This is a genomic window from Rhizobium sp. BT04 (genome assembly GCF_030053135.1).
Lineage (GTDB): Bacteria > Pseudomonadota > Alphaproteobacteria > Rhizobiales > Rhizobiaceae > Rhizobium > Rhizobium binxianense.
Map to the genome: position 1 here is coordinate 457,628 of NZ_CP125652.1, position 19,189 is coordinate 476,816.

General features: G+C 60.2%; 20 protein-coding genes. 16 read left to right on the forward strand and 4 right to left on the reverse strand.

Annotated elements, in window-relative coordinates; all coding sequences use genetic code 11:
- Positions 1 to 73 precede the first annotated feature (73 nt).
- From QMO82_RS10795 to QMO82_RS10825, 7 genes are all read left to right on the forward strand, one after another.
- Entirely contained in the window at positions 74 to 277 is a 204-nt protein-coding gene (locus QMO82_RS10795) for a DUF3126 family protein (protein WP_037094675.1), read from the forward strand.
- A 271-nt stretch (positions 278 to 548) separates the two neighbouring features.
- Complete coding sequence (locus tag QMO82_RS10800) at positions 549 to 920, forward strand: phasin family protein (RefSeq protein ID WP_183607471.1); 372 nt, start codon at positions 549 to 551, stop codon at positions 918 to 920.
- Positions 921 to 1,291: 371 nt separating this feature from the next.
- A complete protein-coding gene (gene clpS, locus QMO82_RS10805; protein ID WP_037094677.1) occupies positions 1,292 to 1,642 on the forward strand; it encodes an ATP-dependent Clp protease adapter ClpS in 351 nt (116 codons plus the stop codon).
- A 10-nt stretch (positions 1,643 to 1,652) separates the two neighbouring features.
- Positions 1,653 to 4,145: an ATP-dependent Clp protease ATP-binding subunit ClpA gene (gene clpA, locus QMO82_RS10810; protein ID WP_183607470.1), complete on the forward strand. Its 2,493-nt coding sequence runs from the start codon at positions 1,653 to 1,655 to the stop codon at positions 4,143 to 4,145.
- A 137-nt stretch (positions 4,146 to 4,282) separates the two neighbouring features.
- Complete coding sequence (locus tag QMO82_RS10815) at positions 4,283 to 4,822, forward strand: GNAT family N-acetyltransferase (protein ID WP_183607469.1); 540 nt, start codon at positions 4,283 to 4,285, stop codon at positions 4,820 to 4,822.
- A gap of 35 nt (positions 4,823 to 4,857) precedes the next feature.
- Entirely contained in the window at positions 4,858 to 5,454 is a 597-nt protein-coding gene (locus tag QMO82_RS10820) for a hypothetical protein (protein ID WP_183607468.1), read from the forward strand.
- 214 nt (positions 5,455 to 5,668) lie between these two features.
- Positions 5,669 to 6,835: an MFS transporter gene (locus tag QMO82_RS10825; protein ID WP_183607467.1), complete on the forward strand. Its 1,167-nt coding sequence runs from the start codon at positions 5,669 to 5,671 to the stop codon at positions 6,833 to 6,835.
- Between the two features lie 2 nt (positions 6,836 to 6,837).
- Here QMO82_RS10825 and QMO82_RS10830 read toward each other — a convergent pair whose 3' ends face one another.
- The 4 genes from QMO82_RS10830 to QMO82_RS10845 form a co-directional block, all read right to left on the reverse strand.
- The gene (locus QMO82_RS10830; protein WP_097618856.1) at positions 6,838 to 7,269 is read right to left on the reverse strand and encodes an HIT family protein; all 432 of its coding nucleotides are present in this window, start codon (positions 7,267 to 7,269) and stop codon (positions 6,838 to 6,840) included.
- 54 nt (positions 7,270 to 7,323) lie between these two features.
- Positions 7,324 to 8,514, reverse strand: a complete 1,191-nt coding sequence (locus QMO82_RS10835; RefSeq protein WP_183607466.1) for a GNAT family N-acetyltransferase — start codon at positions 8,512 to 8,514, stop codon at positions 7,324 to 7,326.
- Positions 8,515 to 8,592: 78 nt separating this feature from the next.
- Positions 8,593 to 9,309, reverse strand: coding sequence for a glycerophosphodiester phosphodiesterase (locus QMO82_RS10840; protein WP_183607465.1), 717 nt, complete (start codon positions 9,307 to 9,309; stop codon positions 8,593 to 8,595).
- Complete coding sequence (locus QMO82_RS10845) at positions 9,306 to 9,776, reverse strand: RidA family protein (protein WP_183607464.1); 471 nt, start codon at positions 9,774 to 9,776, stop codon at positions 9,306 to 9,308. Before QMO82_RS10845 ends, QMO82_RS10840 begins: the two co-directional genes overlap by 4 nt.
- A 136-nt stretch (positions 9,777 to 9,912) precedes the next feature.
- On the opposite strand from QMO82_RS10845, the gene QMO82_RS10850 reads away from it, so the two are divergent.
- The 9 genes from QMO82_RS10850 to frr all read left to right on the forward strand — a co-directional run bounded on the left by QMO82_RS10850 (position 9,913) and on the right by frr (position 19,164).
- Positions 9,913 to 10,749, forward strand: coding sequence for a cell envelope integrity EipB family protein (locus QMO82_RS10850; protein ID WP_183607463.1), 837 nt, complete (start codon positions 9,913 to 9,915; stop codon positions 10,747 to 10,749).
- Between the two features lie 199 nt (positions 10,750 to 10,948).
- A complete protein-coding gene (locus QMO82_RS10855; protein WP_183607462.1) occupies positions 10,949 to 12,025 on the forward strand; it encodes a toxic anion resistance protein in 1,077 nt (358 codons plus the stop codon).
- A 14-nt stretch (positions 12,026 to 12,039) separates the two neighbouring features.
- Complete coding sequence (locus tag QMO82_RS10860) at positions 12,040 to 13,608, forward strand: substrate-binding domain-containing protein (protein ID WP_183607706.1); 1,569 nt, start codon at positions 12,040 to 12,042, stop codon at positions 13,606 to 13,608.
- Positions 13,609 to 13,615: 7 nt separating this feature from the next.
- Positions 13,616 to 14,233: a 5-bromo-4-chloroindolyl phosphate hydrolysis family protein gene (locus QMO82_RS10865; protein ID WP_183607461.1), complete on the forward strand. Its 618-nt coding sequence runs from the start codon at positions 13,616 to 13,618 to the stop codon at positions 14,231 to 14,233.
- Positions 14,233 to 15,339: a substrate-binding domain-containing protein gene (locus QMO82_RS10870; protein WP_183607460.1), complete on the forward strand. Its 1,107-nt coding sequence runs from the start codon at positions 14,233 to 14,235 to the stop codon at positions 15,337 to 15,339. Before QMO82_RS10865 ends, QMO82_RS10870 begins: the two co-directional genes overlap by 1 nt.
- A gap of 242 nt (positions 15,340 to 15,581) precedes the next feature.
- Positions 15,582 to 16,349: a 30S ribosomal protein S2 gene (gene rpsB, locus QMO82_RS10875; protein ID WP_003573382.1), complete on the forward strand. Its 768-nt coding sequence runs from the start codon at positions 15,582 to 15,584 to the stop codon at positions 16,347 to 16,349.
- 239 nt (positions 16,350 to 16,588) lie between these two features.
- Complete coding sequence (tsf, locus tag QMO82_RS10880) at positions 16,589 to 17,515, forward strand: translation elongation factor Ts (RefSeq protein WP_183607459.1); 927 nt, start codon at positions 16,589 to 16,591, stop codon at positions 17,513 to 17,515.
- Between the two features lie 96 nt (positions 17,516 to 17,611).
- Positions 17,612 to 18,334: a UMP kinase gene (pyrH, locus tag QMO82_RS10885; protein ID WP_003573378.1), complete on the forward strand. Its 723-nt coding sequence runs from the start codon at positions 17,612 to 17,614 to the stop codon at positions 18,332 to 18,334.
- A 269-nt stretch (positions 18,335 to 18,603) separates the two neighbouring features.
- Positions 18,604 to 19,164 (forward strand): ribosome recycling factor, encoded by a 561-nt coding sequence (frr, locus tag QMO82_RS10890; RefSeq protein ID WP_097625357.1) that lies wholly within the window; start codon positions 18,604 to 18,606, stop codon positions 19,162 to 19,164.
- Positions 19,165 to 19,189: the final 25 nt, after the last annotated feature.

The following is a 19,189-nucleotide window of genomic DNA, read 5'->3' on the forward strand; positions in this document are numbered from 1 at the left end:
AACCCTTGCCTTTACACCGCTGCTTTTCCTGTGCAAGAAGCGGCCAATCAAGACCGTTTACGGAGATGACAGAGTGAAGCCAGAAGAAATCAAGAAGCTCGACGCCTATTTCAAACGCATGTTGAACCCACAGATCGTCGTCAAGGCGCGTCCGCGCAAGAATGATTCTGCGGAAGTCTATCTCGGCGAAGAATTTCTGGGCGTCGTCTATATCGATGACGAGGACGGCGATCGCTCCTACAACTTTTCGATGGCGATCCTCGACGTCGATCTTTGATCGCACCCGACTGCTTCAAGAGACCGGGCGGCGCGTTCCGCCCGGTTTTTTTTATTTTTTCGCTGCCGAACAAAATTTTTTTTGAAGCTTCCGGTTGTGGCATTCTGATATATATTAGCAAAATCAGTTAAAGACGTACGTGCCCCGGCGCGCATTCTCTGTGTTATTATTGTAGCACAACTTTTGGCTGTTTTGCGGCGCACAAGACTACTTGACTCTTTGTGCGTTGCAGCTACCCTGCCGCCATCCCACAGCCCAACGGAGGACGGTCATGTTCAACTTTGACGATGCAAACCGGAAGAGCAAGGAAGCCGTCGATACGGCGCTGAAAACCTATTCCGACACGACCAGGGGATTCCAGGCGATCGCCGCCGAAGCCGCTGACTATTCAAAGAAATCCTTTCAGGACGCGGTGACGCATTTCGAAACGCTGGCCAGCGTCAAGAGCTTCGAAGCCGCTTTCGAACTTCAGACCAACTACGTCAAGGCGTATTTCGAAGGCCTGGTTTCCGAGACGACGAAACTCGGCGAAATGTATGCCGATCTCGCCAAATCCGCTTACAAGCCCTATGAGGCGCCGATCACCACTGCCGTCGCCAAGACACCCCGGCAGACACAGCCGGCAACGTCTGCAGCCGCATGAATTAGCGCAACCTGCGCTATATATTGAAATACCGGGACCGGCTACGCATCTGTAGCCGGTCTTTTTTGTTTCCACTTTCGCCGCAGCGTCCGCATGGATCGGCTAAAGCGCGTCGCAATCTTTCGGATTCGCTCTTCGCGCTTTAGGTCTTTGGTTTTACGCATGTCGTTGCCGCAAAATCGCTGCACGGCGTTGCGCGACATGCTTTGGGGACTTTTTTGGTCTTTCCCGTGCATGCCGGCCATTTCTTGATTGCAGTGACTGACAGGGGGCTTAAAATCGGCCTATTATGAACTAAGTTAGTGTTTCAGATATTCGGCGGGAAAAGCACCCTCCCATGCTCCGCCGGATTGCTTGAGGAATGAATGACAATGATCGCAAAGCCGATCCGGATGCAGAACGATAGCGAAAGGAACGGGGAGAACGGAAATCGAACCTCGGTCATCACACGCACCAAGCCGAAGACCAAGAAGCCCAACCTCTACCGCGTGCTGCTTTTGAATGACGACTACACTCCCATGGAATTCGTCATCCATATTCTGGAGCGTTTTTTTCAAAAGGATCGTGAAAGTGCCACCCGCATTATGCTCCATGTCCATAACCACGGCGTCGGCGAATGCGGAATATTCACATACGAGGTAGCGGAAACGAAGGTCAGCCAGGTGATGGACTTCGCCCGGCAGCACCAGCATCCGCTGCAATGCGTCATGGAAAAGAAGTGAGGATCTGAACGTGCCAACATTTTCGCCTAGTTTAGAGAAGGCGCTCCATCAGGCACTGACCTTTGCCAACGAGCGGCACCACGAATATGCGACGCTCGAGCATCTGCTGCTCGCCCTGATCGACGATGCCGATGCGGCCGCGGTCATGGGGGCCTGCAATGTCGATCTCGACGCGCTGCGCAAGACGCTTGTCGAATATGTCGACAATGAACTGTCCAATCTGATCACCGGTTATGACGAGGATTCGAAGCCGACCTCCGGTTTCCAGCGCGTCATCCAGCGTGCCGTCATCCACGTGCAATCCTCCGGCCGCGAAGAGGTGACCGGCGCCAATGTGCTCGTCGCGATCTTTGCCGAACGCGAAAGCCATGCCGCCTATTTCCTGCAGGAGCAGGAGATGACCCGCTACGACGCCGTCAACTACATCTCCCACGGCATCGGCAAGCGCCCGGGTGCTTCGGAAGCACGCCCGCCGCGCGGCGCCGAGGAGGAAGCCGAAAGCAGCAAGCCGACGGCGCGCGGCGGCGAGGAAGAGGGCGGTCCCAAAAAGCAGCAGGACGCCCTTAAGGCCTATTGCGTCAATCTCAACGAGAAGGCCAAGGGCGGCAAGATCGACCCATTGATCGGCCGTCACGCCGAGGTGAGCCGCACCATCCAGATCCTGTGCCGCCGTTCGAAGAACAATCCGCTCTATGTCGGTGATCCCGGCGTCGGCAAGACGGCGATTGCCGAAGGCCTTGCCAAGCGCATCGTCGAAGGCAAGGTTCCCGAAGCGCTCGCCGATGCGACGATCTTCTCGCTCGACATGGGCACACTCTTGGCCGGCACGCGTTACCGCGGCGATTTCGAAGAGCGCCTGAAGCAGGTCGTCAAGGAACTGGAAGAATATCCGGGTGCCGTGCTCTTCATCGACGAGATCCATACGGTGATCGGCGCCGGCGCCACCTCGGGCGGTGCGATGGATGCATCGAACCTGCTGAAGCCGGCCCTGTCGTCGGGCGCGATCCGTTGCATCGGATCGACCACCTACAAGGAATACCGCCAGTTCTTCGAGAAGGACCGGGCGCTGGTCCGCCGCTTCCAGAAGATCGACGTCAGCGAACCGTCGATCGATGATGCGATCGAGATCATGAAGGGCCTGAAGCCCTATTTCGAAGAGTATCACCATCTCAGGTATTCGAACGATGCGATCAAGTCGGCCGTCGAACTCTCGGCCCGCTACATTTCCGACCGCAAACTGCCGGACAAGGCGATCGACGTGATCGACGAAACGGGCGCGGCCCAGATGCTGCTGCCGCCGTCGAAGCGCCGCAAGCTGATCACCGAAAAGGAGATCGAGGCGACGGTCGCGACGATGGCGCGCATTCCGCCGAAGACCGTCTCCAAGGACGATGAAGCGGTGCTTGCCAATCTCGAGCAGGAACTGCGTTCGGTCGTCTACGGCCAGGATATCGCCATCGAAGCGCTTTCGACCTCGATCAAGCTGGCGCGCGCCGGCCTTCGCGAGCCGAACAAGCCAATTGGCTCCTATGTTTTCTCCGGTCCGACCGGCGTCGGCAAGACCGAGGTGGCAAAGCAGCTGGCCTCGTCGCTCGGCGTCGAACTCCTGCGCTTCGACATGTCCGAATACATGGAGCGGCACACGGTTTCGCGTCTGCTCGGTGCACCTCCCGGCTATGTCGGTTTCGATCAGGGTGGTCTTCTCACTGATGGCGTCGACCAGCACCCGCATTGCGTGGTGCTGCTCGACGAAATCGAGAAGGCGCATCCGGATATCTACAATATCCTGCTGCAGGTCATGGACCACGGCACGCTCACCGACCATAACGGCAAGAAGATCGATTTCCGCAACGTCATCCTGATCATGACGACCAATGCGGGCGCTTCGGAGATGGCCAAGGCGGCGATCGGCTTCGGCTCGTCCAAGCGCACCGGCGAGGACGAGGAGGCGCTGACCCGTCTGTTCACGCCGGAGTTCCGCAATCGTCTCGACGCGATCATCCCGTTTGCGGCGCTGCCGACGGCCGTCATCCACAAGGTCGTGCAGAAGTTCATCATGCAGTTGGAGGCGCAGCTTTCCGAAAGGAACGTCACCTTCGACCTGCATGAGGATGCGATCGCCTGGCTGGCGGAAAAGGGTTACGACGAGAAGATGGGCGCCCGCCCGCTTGCCCGCGTCATCCAGGACACCATCAAGAAGCCGCTGGCCAACGAAATCCTCTTCGGCAAGCTGAAGAAGGGCGGCGTCGTCAACGTTACTGTCGGTCCGAAGGAAGACGGCAAGCCCGGTATCGTGCTGGAAGCCATTCCGGATACGGCGCCGATCAAGCCGAAGCCGGAAGCTGAGGTCGTGCATCCCGAAACCGACGATGAGGGCGATGGCGAGCTGAAGACGAAGGCAGCGCCCAAGGCCCGCGCCAAGACCGTGCCGCAGGCCGAGCCTGAGGTCCGCGATGCCCCGAAGAAGGGAAGCACGGTTCCGAAGGTTCCGCGCAAGAAGTGAGATTCCTCACAGAATGGAAAAGGCCGCGTCACCCGCGGCCTTTTTCGTTGTGGGACCTTTCTTCGGCTGAGCCGGCCTTGCATTCCATCGTGAGCCCGTCGCTAAACTAATCGTAGATTTCAGCATGAGCTGTGAAAATGTTGCGTAAAGCCACGATAGACGACGCAGGCAAAATCGGCGCGGTTCATGTCGCCGCATGGAAGGAGACCTACGACGATCTCTTGCCCAGGGACATGCTCGATGGCCTGTCGGTAGAGGTCCGGTCTGCCATGTGGGCCAAAATACTGAGCGACCCATCTGCCTTTGCCGAAACTTCGGTTTACGCGGTCGAGGACACCGGCTCCGTCGTTGGTTTCGGTGCATGTGGCCGCCAGCGCGATTCTCACTTGAGGGAGCTAGGTTTTGATGGAGAAATAAGCGCGATCTATATGCTTCGATCACAGCAACGAAAGGGGTTCGGTCTAGCCTTGATGCATGAGATGGCGATGGAACTTCGGTCTCGTGAGTTTGAGGCTGCGGCCTTGTGGGTGTTGCGCGACAACAAAGCCGCTCGGGAATTCTACCGATACTTGGGTGGTCAGGTGGTGGCCGAGAAAGAGGAGAAGCGCGAAAACGCCGTCCTGCTTGAAGTCGCCTATGGCTGGCATGGACTCGCGCCCTTGATTGAACGTCCATAGCCGGATCATTCCTGACTTTCTTTTCGGAGGCGGTCATGATTCCTGATTTCATCACCCACTATCACCCTGTCGAAGATCCGCCGTTTCAAAGTCTCAGCGATGCTTCTGACGGCGAACTGCCGATGATCATTGCCCGGCTCTCGCAGCGTAGAGCAGCCGGCTCAAAGCGGATTTTCGGTCGTGTCTATATGGACTATCGTCGGCAGACCGAAGCCAAGCTAAAGGACTTATTTGAGAAAACAGGAGGGAAACCAGAACGAAGCGCCCCTCACTATTTTGTCCTCGGCAGGTCGAACTGGTTTGCCAACCTATATCCCAAAGCCGGCAACGTACAGTTTCCCCTCAGCGCGTTTAAGCCTGAGACGATCAGCTTCACCTATCCCGACAGCTGCGTATCCATGAGGTTGGGGCCAAACTTCGGCCTGCCGCCCGATCCTCCGCGTCCTTATCACGAGAAGGTCTTTCGCATCGGAGAATTGGAGGAGATCATCAACAAATATGGTCTTCCACGAGATGATGCAGATGATAGCGCCGCCTATGCCGATTATCATCTACGTGAATTCGAACGATACATTGAGGTACAGGTCTGGACGGACGCGCCAATCAGGACACCAGGCAATAACAGTCGGTAAGGCTGCCCTGTCGCGCAATCTGCCCCGCGCGACACAATCGGCGCTCCTGAAAAAATCATAGCCAAGCCGGTGGTTTGTTGCCGACTTTTGCGACGGTTTTGCGCTTCCCGCAGGCGAGGCACCCTGCCTCTATTATTGATCACCTGGATGTCAACTCCGTGGGGTGAAGCTGCGCCTTTGCGGGTGTTATCGTGGCGGACCTACGGATGAACGAATGCAACGTCATTTCCTTGTCCTGTTTGTTCTCGCATTGACCCAGATTACCGGCTGGGGCGTAGTCGGCGTCCTGCCCGTGATTGCGACGCCGGTGGCGGCGGACTTCGGAGCCTCACTGCCGTCGGTCTTTCTGGGAACCTCGGTGATGTTTGTCGCCATGGGGCTCGCCGCGCCCTTTGCCGGCCGCGCATTTCGCCGGTTTGGTACGCGTCGGGTCATGGCGGCGGGAGCGGGCCTGATCGGGCTGGGTCTCGGCCTGCTCGCGCTCTCTCCCAGCCTGCCGGTTTTCTGGGTCGCCTGGGCGCTGACCGGGCTGGCAGGCGCGATGTTCCTGACGACCGCGGCCTATGCCTATGTCGCGGAATATGCGGAGGATCGGGCGCGCAGCTTGATTGGAACACTGATGCTGGTGACAGGTCTGGCAGGCAGCGTCTTCTGGCCCATAACCGCCTTTCTCGACCATCTGATCGGCTGGCGAGGGGTTTTCGTCTGTTATGCCGGCGTCATGGTTTTGATTGTCTGCCCGTTGGTTCGGTTCGGCCTGCCCACGACCGAGGCTGCGACCGCCAAGACCGCTCAGGCGGGACGCGGGCGGTGGGGACCTGTCTTCGTCCTGTTGGTCGCCGCCATCGCCTTGAACAGCTTTGTCACCTTCGGCGTCGAAGCTGTGGGAATCAAACTCTTGCAGTCGATGGGGACGGACCTTGCCGGCGCCGTCGCGATCGCCTCGCTCCTTGGGGTCTTCAAGGTCGGCGGGCGTGTGATCGACCTTCTGGGCGGGCGGAAATGGGACGGACTGTCCAGCGCAATTGTCTCGGGTGCGATGATCCCGATGGGACTGGTTGTGATCTGGATCGGCGGCGCCGGCATTCTGTCAGTGGGTGGGTACCTCTTCCTGTTCGGGGTCGGCAGCGGTGCCTTTGCCGTGGCCCGGGCGACGATGCCGCTCGTTTTCTTCGAGAAGGCCGATTATGCGGCGGCGATGGCAACCATCGCCCTGCCGATGAACCTGATCAACGCGCTCGCCCCGCCTGGCATAGCGGCGCTGATGGCCGCTATCGGGGCGCAGGCGACGTTCGCGGTTCTCGGCGGGCTGAGCATGGCGGCTTTCGCGGTTCTGCTGCAACTGAACGGCATGAGGGTGCGACCAGCGCCGGCCGAATGACCTTACGCCAGTGCCGCCCTGATCTTTTCGGCATTGGCGGCAAGCACGGCGCCATCTTCCATCTTGCCGGAATGCGGCTTGAGCGCTGCGCCCTCATGGCGCGGGATGACGTGGAAATGCAGATGGAACACCGTCTGTCCTGCCGCCGGTTCGTTGAATTGGGCGATGAACACGCCGTCGGCGTCGAAGACGTCCTTGACCGCAACAGCGATCTTCTGGACGACGGATATCGCATGGGCGAGGGTGGCTGGATCGGCATCGAGGATATTGCGCGATGCCGCTTTGGGAACGACGAGCACGTGGCCCGGCGCCTGCGGCATCACATCCATGAAGGCGACTGTATGCGCGTCCTCATAGATCCGGTGCGACGGGATTTCGCCGCGCAGGATCTTGGCGAAGATGTTGTTGTCGTCATAGTCGGCCGGGCTGGTCATCGCGAAATCTCCTCATGTCCTCATTGATCGGGTAACGCGGCCGCCGGGGCGGCGTCAATCCTCCTGCTGGCGCTCGCCCTTGCGGAAAGGGCTGTGCTCGGTGAGCACCTCGCTCATATGTTCGACATCGGCGCGCTCGCGGGCGAGATAATCGCCGATCGCCCGGCGAAGGCCGGCATGGGCGACATAATGGGCGGAATGCGTGGTCACCGGCAGGTAGCCCCGGGCGAGCTTATGTTCGCCCTGCGCGCCGGCCTCGACCCGTTTCAGCCCTTTCGAAAGAGCGAAGTCGATCGCCTGGTGATAGCAGACCTCGAAATGCAGGAAGGGATGATCCTCGATACAGCCCCAGTGACGGCCATAGAGCGTATCGCCGCCGATGAAGTTGATCGCGCCGGCGATATAACGCCCGTCGCGTTTGGCCATGACCAGCAGGATGTCGTCGGCCATGCGCTCACCGATCAGCGAATAGAACTTGCGGGTGAGGTAGGGCCGGCCCCACTTGCGGCCGCCGGTATCCATGTAGAACCTGAAGAACTGATCCCAGATGCGTTCCGTCAGGTCGCGGCCGGTCAGCCAGTCGATGCTGATGCCGTTTTCGAGGGCGGCGCGGCGCTCCTTGCGCAGCGCCTTGCGTTTGCGCGAGGCCAGCGTTTCCAGAAACGCCTCGTGATCGGCATAGCCGTCATTGATGAAATGAAACTGCTGGTCGGTGCGGTGCAGATAGCCGTCCATCTCGAAGACGCCGATCTCTTCGTCCGGCACGAAGGTGACATGGGCCGAGGAGATGCCGAGCCGGCGCACGACTTCCTTTAGGCTTTCGGCAATGGCGCTCTGGATCGGCAGCCGCTGCAAGCCCTCGGCGACAAGAAGACGCGGGCCTGTCGCCGGCGTGAACGGAATGGAGCATTGAAGTTTGGGATAATAACGCCCGCCGGCCCGCTCGAAGGCATCGGCCCAGCCATGGTCGAAGACATATTCACCCTGGCTGTGGTTCTTGAGATAGCCGGCCAGGGCGCCGATCAGTTCGCCGCGGTCGGTCTCGAGCAGCAGGTGGTGGCCGAGCCAGCCGGTCTCGGCGGCGGCCGAGCCGGATTCCTCCAGCGACGACAAAAAGGCGTGCGAAACGAAGGGATTGTAGGCAAGCGTCTTGCCAGTCTTCGACGCCCCGGAAAGCCTGGACCAGCTCTCCGGGGAAATCGCGGTGAAGGAGCGTTCTACGCGAATGGATAGTTCGTCAGTCATGCGGCAGATGCGAAGCCTGTGGGAGGGTGGTCTCGGCTCTGTTTCAGTCTGCGCATGATCTTGGCCAAAAAGCGAGCGTCAAACCGCACGCGGGTCGAAACCTTCGAAGGTCATCTGGTCTGCGTTGGCGAAGGTCCGCTGGCGCGCCTCTTCGTCGCGCACCGTCCAGGTAATGACGGGAATGCCCTTTTCGCGTTGAGCTGTGATGAAGGCGTTCGGCAGCTCGTCATAATAATAGGAGATGAAATCGAGACCGATCTCCATCGCATCCGCATGCGTCCTGAACTCCTCCGGCGTATTGCCGTTGGCGGTCAGCCCGAGCGGGTAGGGGGAACCAAGCGCTTTCAGGTCGCGCAGCAGCCAATGGTCGAAGCTCATCAGCGCCACCTTGCCCCGATACTCCTGAAGCACCTCGAGCACGGCTTCGGCAAAACCTTCGTCATCGGCCTCCCGACCCTTGAGTTCCAGCACCAGCGGCACCTTACCCTGGACGAGATCGAGGAGCTGGCGGAGCGTCGGCACCTTGTCGCTCGTGCCGCCGACGGCGATCAGCCCGAGTTCCCTGGAGGTGCGCTCGCGGATGTCGCCATTGAGATTGCAGAGGCGCTGCAGGTCCTCGTCGTGAAAGATGACCGGTACGCCGTCGGAGGCGTAATGCAGATCGCACTCGATCGCAAAGCCGGCTTCGACGGCGCGCGCGAAGGCCGAAAGCGTATTTTCCCAGACGAGGCGGTTGAGGTCGTGATAGCCGCGGTGGGCGACCGGCAGGTCCCTGATCCAGGCCGCATTGGTCATTCTGCGATTTCCATGATAGCATCGATTTCGACGGCGGCGTTCAGCGGCAGGGCGGCCATGCCGACGGCGGCACGCGCATGTTTGCCGGCCTCGCCGAGCACGCCGGCAATCAGGTTCGAAGCGCCGTTGATGACGAGATGCTGCTCGACGAAGTCGGGCGCCGAGGCGACGAAGCCGTTCAGCTTGATGACGCGCCGGATGCGGCCGAGATCACCGCCAAGTGCTGCCTTCGCCTGGGCAAGGATGTTGATGGCGCAGAGTTCGGCGCCGCGCTGGCCGCTCGCGACGTCGACGGTCTTGCCGAGATGGCCGGATACGGCGACCTTGCCGCCTTCGAGTGGCAGTTGGCCGGAGATGTAGAGAAGATTGCCGCTGATGACGTAGGGAACGTAATTTGCAGCAGGTGCTGCTGCTTCGGGCAGGGTTATCCCCATCTCAGTCAGGCGTGATGTAATTTCATCGGACATTTTCGTCTCCGCTTTTGTTGTCAATGTTTCAAAAATTATGCATCAAGACTAGAATCTTTAATATGACAGGTTCGAGCCTCGATTTGGCCGAAAGCGTTCTTATAACATCGCGACCGAGTCCAACAGGAGTTAATGAATGTTCCGATCAGGTCTTGTCGCTCTGCTTTTCGCCAGCGTTTCCGCCAATGCATGGGCGGCTGCGCCCGCGGTAAGCGCTGCGATCGCGACCGGCCTCGTCGCACATCGCGCGGTCTACGATCTGGAACTGAAGGATGCGTCGGACCGCTCCGGCATCGCCGGCATGTACGGTCGCATGGTCTATGAGTTCGACGGCAACTATTGCCAGGGCTTCACCACCAATTTCCGCTTCGTGACGCAGATCGACACCGGCGACAGCGTCCGCGTCAGCGACCAGCAGACGAAGACTTTCGAGAATCTCAAGGACGGCAAGTTCACCTTCGACACCAAATCCTTCACCGACGAACAGCTCGACAAGGAGGTTAACGGTGCGGCTCAGGATCAGCCGGATGGCGTCAAGGTCGATCTCAAACAGCCGTCGAGCCGCGAATTGCAGCTGGCCGAAAGCCGCTTTCCCACGGAACATATGCTCGACGTGATCCAGAACGCCAAGGACGGCAAGCGCTTCTTCGAGGCGCGTGTCTTCGACGGCTCCGACGACGGCGACAAATCGCTGGTGACGACGACGATCGTCGGCAAGCAGCAGACGCCGGTTGCTGAGGAGGCCGATGCCGGCAATGCCGGCGCCTTCTCAAAAACGGCCTTCTGGCCGGTGACGATCGCCTATTTCAACGAGAATGCGAAATCGGATGCCTTGCCGGTCTACCGCATGTCCTTCAAGCTCTATGAGAACGGCATCACCCGCGACCTGACGATGGATTACGGCGATTTCGTCCTCACGGGCAAGCTCGCCAAGCTGGAACTGCTCGATCGCAGCGCTGAGGTTTGCAAATAGGCGCACCGGTTTTTCGACTGTCATAAAACTGTAGCATAAAGTTCACTATGGTGCGGCGACCAGCGATGATTGAGTCGCCTTCTGTCGTCCTGTTTTTCGGGTCGGTGCGATCCTAGCGGCCAGTCCATCACGATGGGGCCCGTTTATTGCGAAAATGGGCTTCCAGACGATTGTGCCCGCAGCCTGGAAAGCCCTACCGATGGCCGATACCGATCTCGCGACTGTTCAAAACACCGCCCTGCCGGTTGTCGCTGCCGACCCGGCGGAAATTGCCCGCATATCCGATGGCATCGACATCACCGACCGAGCCGGCATCTCGGTCTATGGCGACCGCGCCCAGCAGTCGGTCAGCGACTATGCCGACAGGATCCTGCGCGAGGTTCGCAACAAGGATCTCGGTGAGATCGGCCGTCTCTTGACAGACATCATCCTGAAGTCGAAGAGCCTCGATCCGGCGTCGCTGAAGGATAAGGGTTTTCTCAGCCGCATATTCCTCTCCGCCAAGGCGCGCCTGGAACGGTTCAAGGCGGAGTTTGAGGACGTCGCCGGCCAGATCGACCGGATCGGCCTGGAGCTCGACCGCCATAAGGATACGCTGCGGCGCGACATCGCGCTGCTCGACGATCTGCACGAGGAAACCAAGCAATCGATCATGCGGCTCGAGGCCTATGTTCAGGCCGGCAAGACGTTCGCCGAGCGGTTTCGCAACGTCGATCTGCCGAGGCTGAAGGCGCAAGCCGAAGCGGCAGCGACCGGCCCCGGCGGCGGCATGCTGGAGGCACAGACCTATCAGGACAGCCTGCAGGCGCTCGACCGGCTGGAAAAGCGGGTCTTCTATTTGCAGCAGGCCCGCCAGCTCGGCATCCAGCAATTGCCGCAGATCCGCATCGTCCAGGCGGGCGACGAGACGCTGATCGAGAACCTGCAGGCGACGTCGGCGCTGACGGTGCCGGCCTGGAAGCAGAAGATGGTGATCCTGCTCGGCCTGACGCGGCAGAAATCGGCGCTCGAGCTGCAGAAAGCGGTGACCGACGCGACCAATGACATGATCCGTCAGGCATCCGAGATGATGAAGGATCAGGCGATCGCAATCGAGCAGCAATCGCAGCGCGGCATCGTCGATATCGACACGCTTGCCAAGGCAAACAGAGATCTGATCGACACCATATCCGGCGTGCTGCAGGTGCAGGAGGAGGGGCGTCGGAAGCGGGGGCTCGCCGAAAAGCAGATGGAGCAGATGACGGTCGAACTCAAGAAGGCGATGACCCAGGCGTGATCGGCAGGATGACGATGCGAGCACTGCTTTCTGGCCTGGCGCTTCTTGCCGCGTTGCCCTTGGCCGGCTGCAATCTCTTCGGCCAGGGGCCGGAGTTTTCGATCGTGTCGGGATCGGAGAACACTGTTCTGCAGCCGATCGTCGAGGAATTCTGCAAGCAGAAGAACGCCACCTGCACCTTCAAATATGAAGGCACGCTCGATATCGGCCTGGCGCTGCAGAGTGATCAGGGCGTCGAGCAGGATGCGGTCTGGCCGGCCTCCAGCGTCTGGGTCGACATGTTCGACACCAGGCGCCGCGTCAAGAGCCTGACCTCGATCGCCCAGACGCCGGTGGTCTTGGGTGTGCGCAAGTCGAAGGCGCAGCAGCTCGGCTGGATCGGCAGGGATGTGTTCATGAAGGACATTCTCGCCGCCGTCGAAAACGGATCGCTGAAATTCCTGATGACCTCGGCGACGCAATCCAACTCGGGCGCCAGCGCCTATCTTGCCATGTTGTCGAGCGCACTCGGCAACAAGCCGGTGATCGAACCCGGCGATCTCGACGACAAAAACGTTCAGGAGAGCGTCCGGTCGCTGCTGTCGGGTGTCGTGCGCTCTTCCGGCTCTTCCGGCTGGCTTGCCGATCTTTATGTCGAATCCGCCGGCAAGGGCACGGTCTACGACGCCATGTGGAATTACGAGGCTGTCCTGAAGGAGACCAACGACAAGCTTGCTGCCTTGTCGCAGGAGCCGCTTTACGCGATCTATCCGGCCGACGGTGTGGCCATGGCGGATTCGCCGCTCGGCTTCGTCGATCATGGTCGTGGGCCCGAAGTCCAGACCTTCTTCAATGATCTGCTCGCCTATCTCCGTTCGGCCCCCGTGCAGCAGCGCATCGCCGATACCGGCCGGCGCATCCCGCTGACCGGCGTTACCGCCAAACCGGAACCGAATTGGAATTTCGATCCGGCCCGGCTGGTGACGGCGATCCGCATGCCGGAGCCGGGTGTCATCCGCCAGGCGCTCACGCTTTATCAGTCGGCGCTGCGCAAACCGTCGCTGACCGCACTCTGCCTCGATTTTTCCGGCTCGATGCAGGGTGACGGCGAGGACCAGCTGCAGAAGGCGATGCGCTTCCTGCTGACTCCAGACGAAGCGAGCAAGGTGCTGGTGCAATGGTCGCCCGCCGACCAGATCATCGTCATTCCTTTCGACGGCAGCGTGCGCAATACTTTCACGGCGAGCGGAAACCCGCTGGAGCAGGAAGCGTTGCTGAACGAGATTTCGAGGCAGAAGGCCAATGGCGGCACCAATATGTATGATTGCGCCGAACGCGCCTTGCAGCAGATCGCCAGAACCGACAGGCCCTCGACTTATCTGCCTGCCATCGTCATCATGACCGATGGCAAGTCCGATGATCGAAGCCAGGATTTTATGCGCGACTGGAACGCGATGGAACCGCATGTGCCGATCTTCGGCATCACATTCGGCGATGCCGACAAGACCCAGCTCGACAGCCTCGCCAAGCTGACCTCGGCGCGCGTGTTCGACGGGGGTTCGGATCTCGCCACCGCCTTCCGCACCGCGCGCGGTTATAATTAGGACGGGCATGCGCAACTGGCTCGGCAATGACGGCAACTGGATCGTGGCGGGATTGGTGGCGGCAATCACCGTGCCGCTCTTGAGCTTTGTCGCCGGCATGCCCTTCTGGATCGCTGCCATCATCGCCCTTCTGGTCTTTGCCGGCCTCGTCATTCTGTTGGCGCCACGCCGGCTGTTCGAAGGTATCGATATCAAAAGCATCGGCAACGGACGCATCGCCTTTGCCCGCGACCTGCTGGAAGCCGCCGTTCCCTTTGCCGAGAGGCTGGAGACCGCCGCCGACACGATCAGCGATCGGAAGATGGCAGCCGCAGTCCGCCATCTTGCCGAAATCGCCGCCGATGTCTTTCGCAAGGTCGAGGCCAAGCCGGAGAGCGCCAATGCCGTGCGGCGGTTCCTCTCCTATTATCTGCCGCGTGCGGCCGAGGTGGCGGAAGGTTTTGCCGTCATAGAGGCCAAACGCGTCCCCGACCCCAAGCAATTGGAGGAGGTCCGCACCGTGCTGGTGAAGCTCGAAGAGGCCTTCGTCCATTATGCCGACAGCCTGGTCGACGAGGCGCTCGGCACGCTTGACACCGATCTGCGCCTTATTCAGGCATCGCTCAAAGAGGATATCGGACGCTGATGGCCCTTTCTCGTCGCGCCTTTGGAGTGGGACTGCTCGGAGCCGGCGTCGTCGGCACCGGCGGTTATTTCGCCGTCCGGGATCGGCCGGAATTGCAGGGGCTGCTCGGCGCCCGCACGACGTTGTTCGGCTTCGTCGGCGGCGAGAAGGAGGCCTTCCTCGCCGACTCAGACGTCATCAAGGCGCTCGGAGCCTACGGATTGACGGTGGACAGCCGCGTCGCCGGCTCCGTCGAGATGGTGCGTGAACAGGCATTGCTGTCGCAGCATCCGCAATTCCTCTGGCCGTCCTCCTCGATCATGGTCGATATCGCCAGGCAGAACGGCATTGGCATCCGCAACGACCGCGTCGTGCTGAATACGCCGATCGTCGTCTATTCCTGGCAGCCCGTGGTCGATGGGCTGATGAAAGCCGGATTGGTGACGATCAGCAACGAAGGTCATCATCAGCTTGATCTCAAGGCGCTGCTCGATGCGATCCTTGCCGGCGCCGACTGGTCGAAACTCGGCGTCAACTCGCTCTATGGCCGCGCCCGCATCGTCTCGACCGATCCCAACCGCTCCAATTCCGGCTTCATGTTCTCAGGCCTGGTGCTCAGCCTTTTCAGCGGCAATGTCGCGACATCAGGCGATCTTGCCACGTTCGGCGGTAAGGTGCAGGCGATCTTCCGCAACATGGGCTTCAAGTCGCCGTCGTCAGGCAAGCTTTTCGACCAGTATCTGGCCGGCGGCCTCGGCGGAGAACCGATGATCGTCGGCTACGAGAACCAGCTGGTCGAATGGATCCTTGCCGATCCCGTGCGCTGGGACCGCATCAAGACGAGCCCCGGCGCAAAGCCGGTGCTGCTCTATCCGCGCCCGACCGTCTATTCCGCGCATCCGTTGATCGTTGTCGACGAGAACGCCAACCGGCTGATCGAAGCGCTGGTGAGCCCGCGGCTGCAGGAGCTCGCCTGGACGAGGCACGGGTTCCGCGGTCCCCTGGGAGCTGTCACGGGCAATGCCGACGGCGCCATATCGGGCTTGCTGCCGACCGAGGTCGATGCCGTCCTGCCGATGCCCGATGCCGGTGTCATGCTGTCGCTGCTGCCGACGCTGGCAAGCTGAGTGGCGGCATTGCAGGACAGGGAAGGGCAGGGTAGCCGGCCGGATCTTCGGCATGACCCGTGTTTTTATGCCGAATGGAATGTTTTCCTTGCTTTTATGCCGAACGGAATGTATGGGCACCACCATTCCACACGTAAGGCATGGGATTGTCCGGGAGAAATCCGGATCGTTCCGCCCGGTGGCATCTTCGAAGAGGATGCTGTTCGCCTTGCGGAGGTTCAACCGGAAAAGGATAAAAAGGCATGGCATTGCCCGATTTCTCTATGCGCCAGCTTCTCGAAGCAGGCGTCCACTTCGGCCACCAGACGCACCGCTGGAACCCGAAGATGAAGCCGTACATCTTCGGCGATCGTAACAACATCCACATCATCGATCTGGCCCAGACCGTTCCGATGCTGTCGCGCGCCCTTCAGGTCGTCAGCGACACCGTTGCCCGCGGCGGCCGCGTTCTCTTCGTCGGCACCAAGCGCCAGGCGTCCGAGATCATCGCCGACAGCGCCAAGCGTTCGGCCCAGTACTACGTCAACTCGCGCTGGCTCGGCGGCATGATGACGAACTGGAAGACGATCTCCAACTCGATCCAGCGCCTGCGCAAGCTCGATGAGATCCTCAACGGCGAAGCCCAGGGCTTCACCAAGAAGGAACGCCTGAACCTCGAGCGCGAGCGCGAAAAGCTCGACAAGGCTCTCGGCGGTATCCGCGATATGGGCGGCACGCCGGACCTGATGTTCATCATCGACACCAACAAGGAAAAGATCGCGATCGACGAAGCCAAGCGCCTCGGCATCCCGGTCGTCGCCATCATCGATTCGAACTGCGACCCGGACCTGATCGACTATCCGATCCCGGGCAACGACGACGCGTCGCGCGCTATCGCCCTTTACTGCGAGCTGATCTCCCGCGCTGCCATCGACGGCATCGCGCGTCAGCAGAGCTCTTCCGGCCGCGATCTCGGCGCATCCTCTGAAGTACCGGTCGAGCCGGCTCTCGAGGAAGCAGCCGAAGGCTGATGAAAGCGGGCGGATCGAAAGCTCCGCCAAAGCTTACAGAGACTGGGGCAAGGCCGCTCGCGACTCATCGAAGTTCGGCGGCCTTGCCTGTTTCAGGGCGAGGGCGCAAAGCCTCGCCAAACAAGTTTCGTTATGACGCGTCTTCATCACGCTGTCATACATACAGGTACATTTCGTGCCTCAATCCGGTGCCGAGCCGCGCTTTGCGGTCCACCGTTTGAACCGACAAGAGGAAGCTAATGAGCGAGATTACGGCTGCAATGGTGAAGGAACTGCGCGAAAAGACCGGCGCAGGCATGATGGACTGCAAGAAGGCTCTTGCCGAAACCAGCGGCGACATGGAAGCGGCGATCGACTGGCTGCGCGCCAAGGGCATCGCCAAGGCCGACAAGAAGTCCGGCCGCACTGCCGCCGAAGGCCTCATCGGCGTTGCGAGCCAGGGCACCAAGGCCGTCGTCGTCGAAGTCAATTCCGAAACCGACTTCGTCGCCCGTAACGATGCCTTCCAGGATCTCGTCCGCGGCATCGCCAAGGTCGCCGTTTCCACAGACGGCACCGTCGAAGCCGTTGCGGCTGCGACCTACCCGGCATCCGGCAAGTCCGTTTCCGACACGATCAAGGATGCGATCGCAACGATCGGCGAGAACATGAACCTGCGCCGTTCAGTCGCTCTCTCCGTCGAGGACGGCGTCGTCGCCACCTATATCCACAATGCTGTTTCCGACGGCCTCGGCAAGCTCGGCGTTCTCGTCGCGCTGAAGTCGACCGGCGACAAGGAAGCCCTGAACGCGATCGGCCGCCAGGTTGCCATGCACATCGCTGCAACCGCGCCGCTGGCGATCCGCCCGGAAGAAGTCGATGCCGCCGTCGCCGAGCGCGAGCGCAATGTCTTCATCGAGCAGTCGCGCGCTTCCGGCAAGCCCGACAACATTATCGAGAAGATGGTTGAAGGCCGCATGCGCAAGTTCTTCGAGGAAGTCGCCCTTCTCTCGCAGGCTTTCGTCATCAATCCGGACCTGACGGTCGCAGCTGCCATCAAGGACGCTGAAAAGGCTGTTGGCGCACCGATCGAAGTCGCCGGCATGGCCCGTCTGCTGCTCGGCGAAGGCGTCGAAAAGGAAGAGACCGATTTCGCAGCCGAAGTCGCCGCTGCCGTCAAGGGTTGATCTTCCAGCCATAATTGGGAAAACAAGAAGGGCATCGCGTGACAACGCGATGCCCTTCGTGTATCGGGCATTCACGGCAATTTACGAGGAGCCAAGATGTCTTTAGAGCCTGTCTATAAACGCGTTCTACTCAAGGCTTCCGGCGAAGCACTCATGGGTAGCCAGGGTTTCGGCATCGATGTCGCGGTGGCGGACCGCATTGCATCCGATATCGCCGAAGCAAGGCATATGGGTGTGGAAGTCGGAGTCGTCGTCGGTGGCGGCAATATCTTCCGCGGTGTCGCGGTGGCGTCCAAGGGCGGCGACCGGGTCACCGGCGACCACATGGGCATGCTCGGCACCATCATCAATGCGCTGGCGTTGGCGACCTCGCTGCGCAAGCTGAACATCGATACGGTGGTGCTGTCGGCCATCTCCATGCCGGAGATCTGCGAGAGCTTTTCGCAGCGCGCAACCCTCTATCATTTGTCGATGGGACGCGTGGTGATCTTTGCCGGCGGCACCGGCAACCCCTTCTTCACCACCGATTCCGCCGCCGCACTGCGCGCTGCCGAAATGGGCGCGCAAGCGATCTTCAAGGGCACGCAGGTGGACGGCATCTACACCGCCGACCCGAAGAAATATCCCGATGCTACCCGCCTCGACCGCCTGACCCACCAGGAAGTGCTGGACAGGGGACTGGCGGTGATGGACGTTGCGGCTGTCGCGCTCGCCAGGGAGAATTCCATTCCGATCATTGTCTTCTCGATCCACGAGAAAGGCGGTTTTGCTGAAATCTTGACGGGCGGTGGCCTCAAGACCATCGTCTCCGACAACTGATATAAGCTGCGCCGCTTTATCAGGCGCAGCCCTCGCTGGAGCATGATGATCTTGGGCCCGCTTGGCCTAAAATCTGAATCATGTTCTACATTAAATAGTTAGAGCATGATGTCGTTCGAAAGACGCTGATACTTTTCGGCATCATGCTCTAGAGCAGGTCGCGCAAAAGTGTGCAGCGGTTTTGCGAAAACGACATGCGTAGAACCAGGACTTAAAGCGCGGCAAGCGAATCTGAAAGATCGCGACGCGCTTTATACGGGAGCATCGACATGAGTGAAGGTATCGACATCAAGGAACTGAAGCGCCGCATGGACGGCGCGGTTTCCGCATTCAAGAGCGACATCGCGTCGCTGCGCACCGGCCGTGCTTCGGCCAACATTCTCGATCCGGTCACGATCGAGGCCTATGGTTCGCGCATGCCGCTGAACCAGGTCGCCAACATCACTGTCCCCGAGCCGCGCATGCTGTCGGTCTCCGTCTGGGACAAGTCGATGGTCAGCGCCGTCGAGCGCGGCATCCGCGAATCCAATCTCGGCCTCAACCCGATCGTCGACGGCCAGAACCTGCGTATTCCGCTGCCGGAGCTGAATGAGGAGCGCCGCAAGTCGCTTGTCAAGGTCGCTCATGATTATGCGGAAAAGAGCAAGGTCGCGATTCGGCATGTTCGCCGCGATGGCATGGACGGCCTTAAGAAGGCCGAAAAGGATGGCGTAATCGGCCAGGACGAGGGCAGGGCGCAGTCGGAACGTGTACAGAAGATGACGGACGAGACGATTTCCGAAATCGACCGCTTGCTTGGCGAGAAGGAAAAGGAAATCATGCAGGTCTAGCGGATCTGTGCCTTTGCCTGGAAAG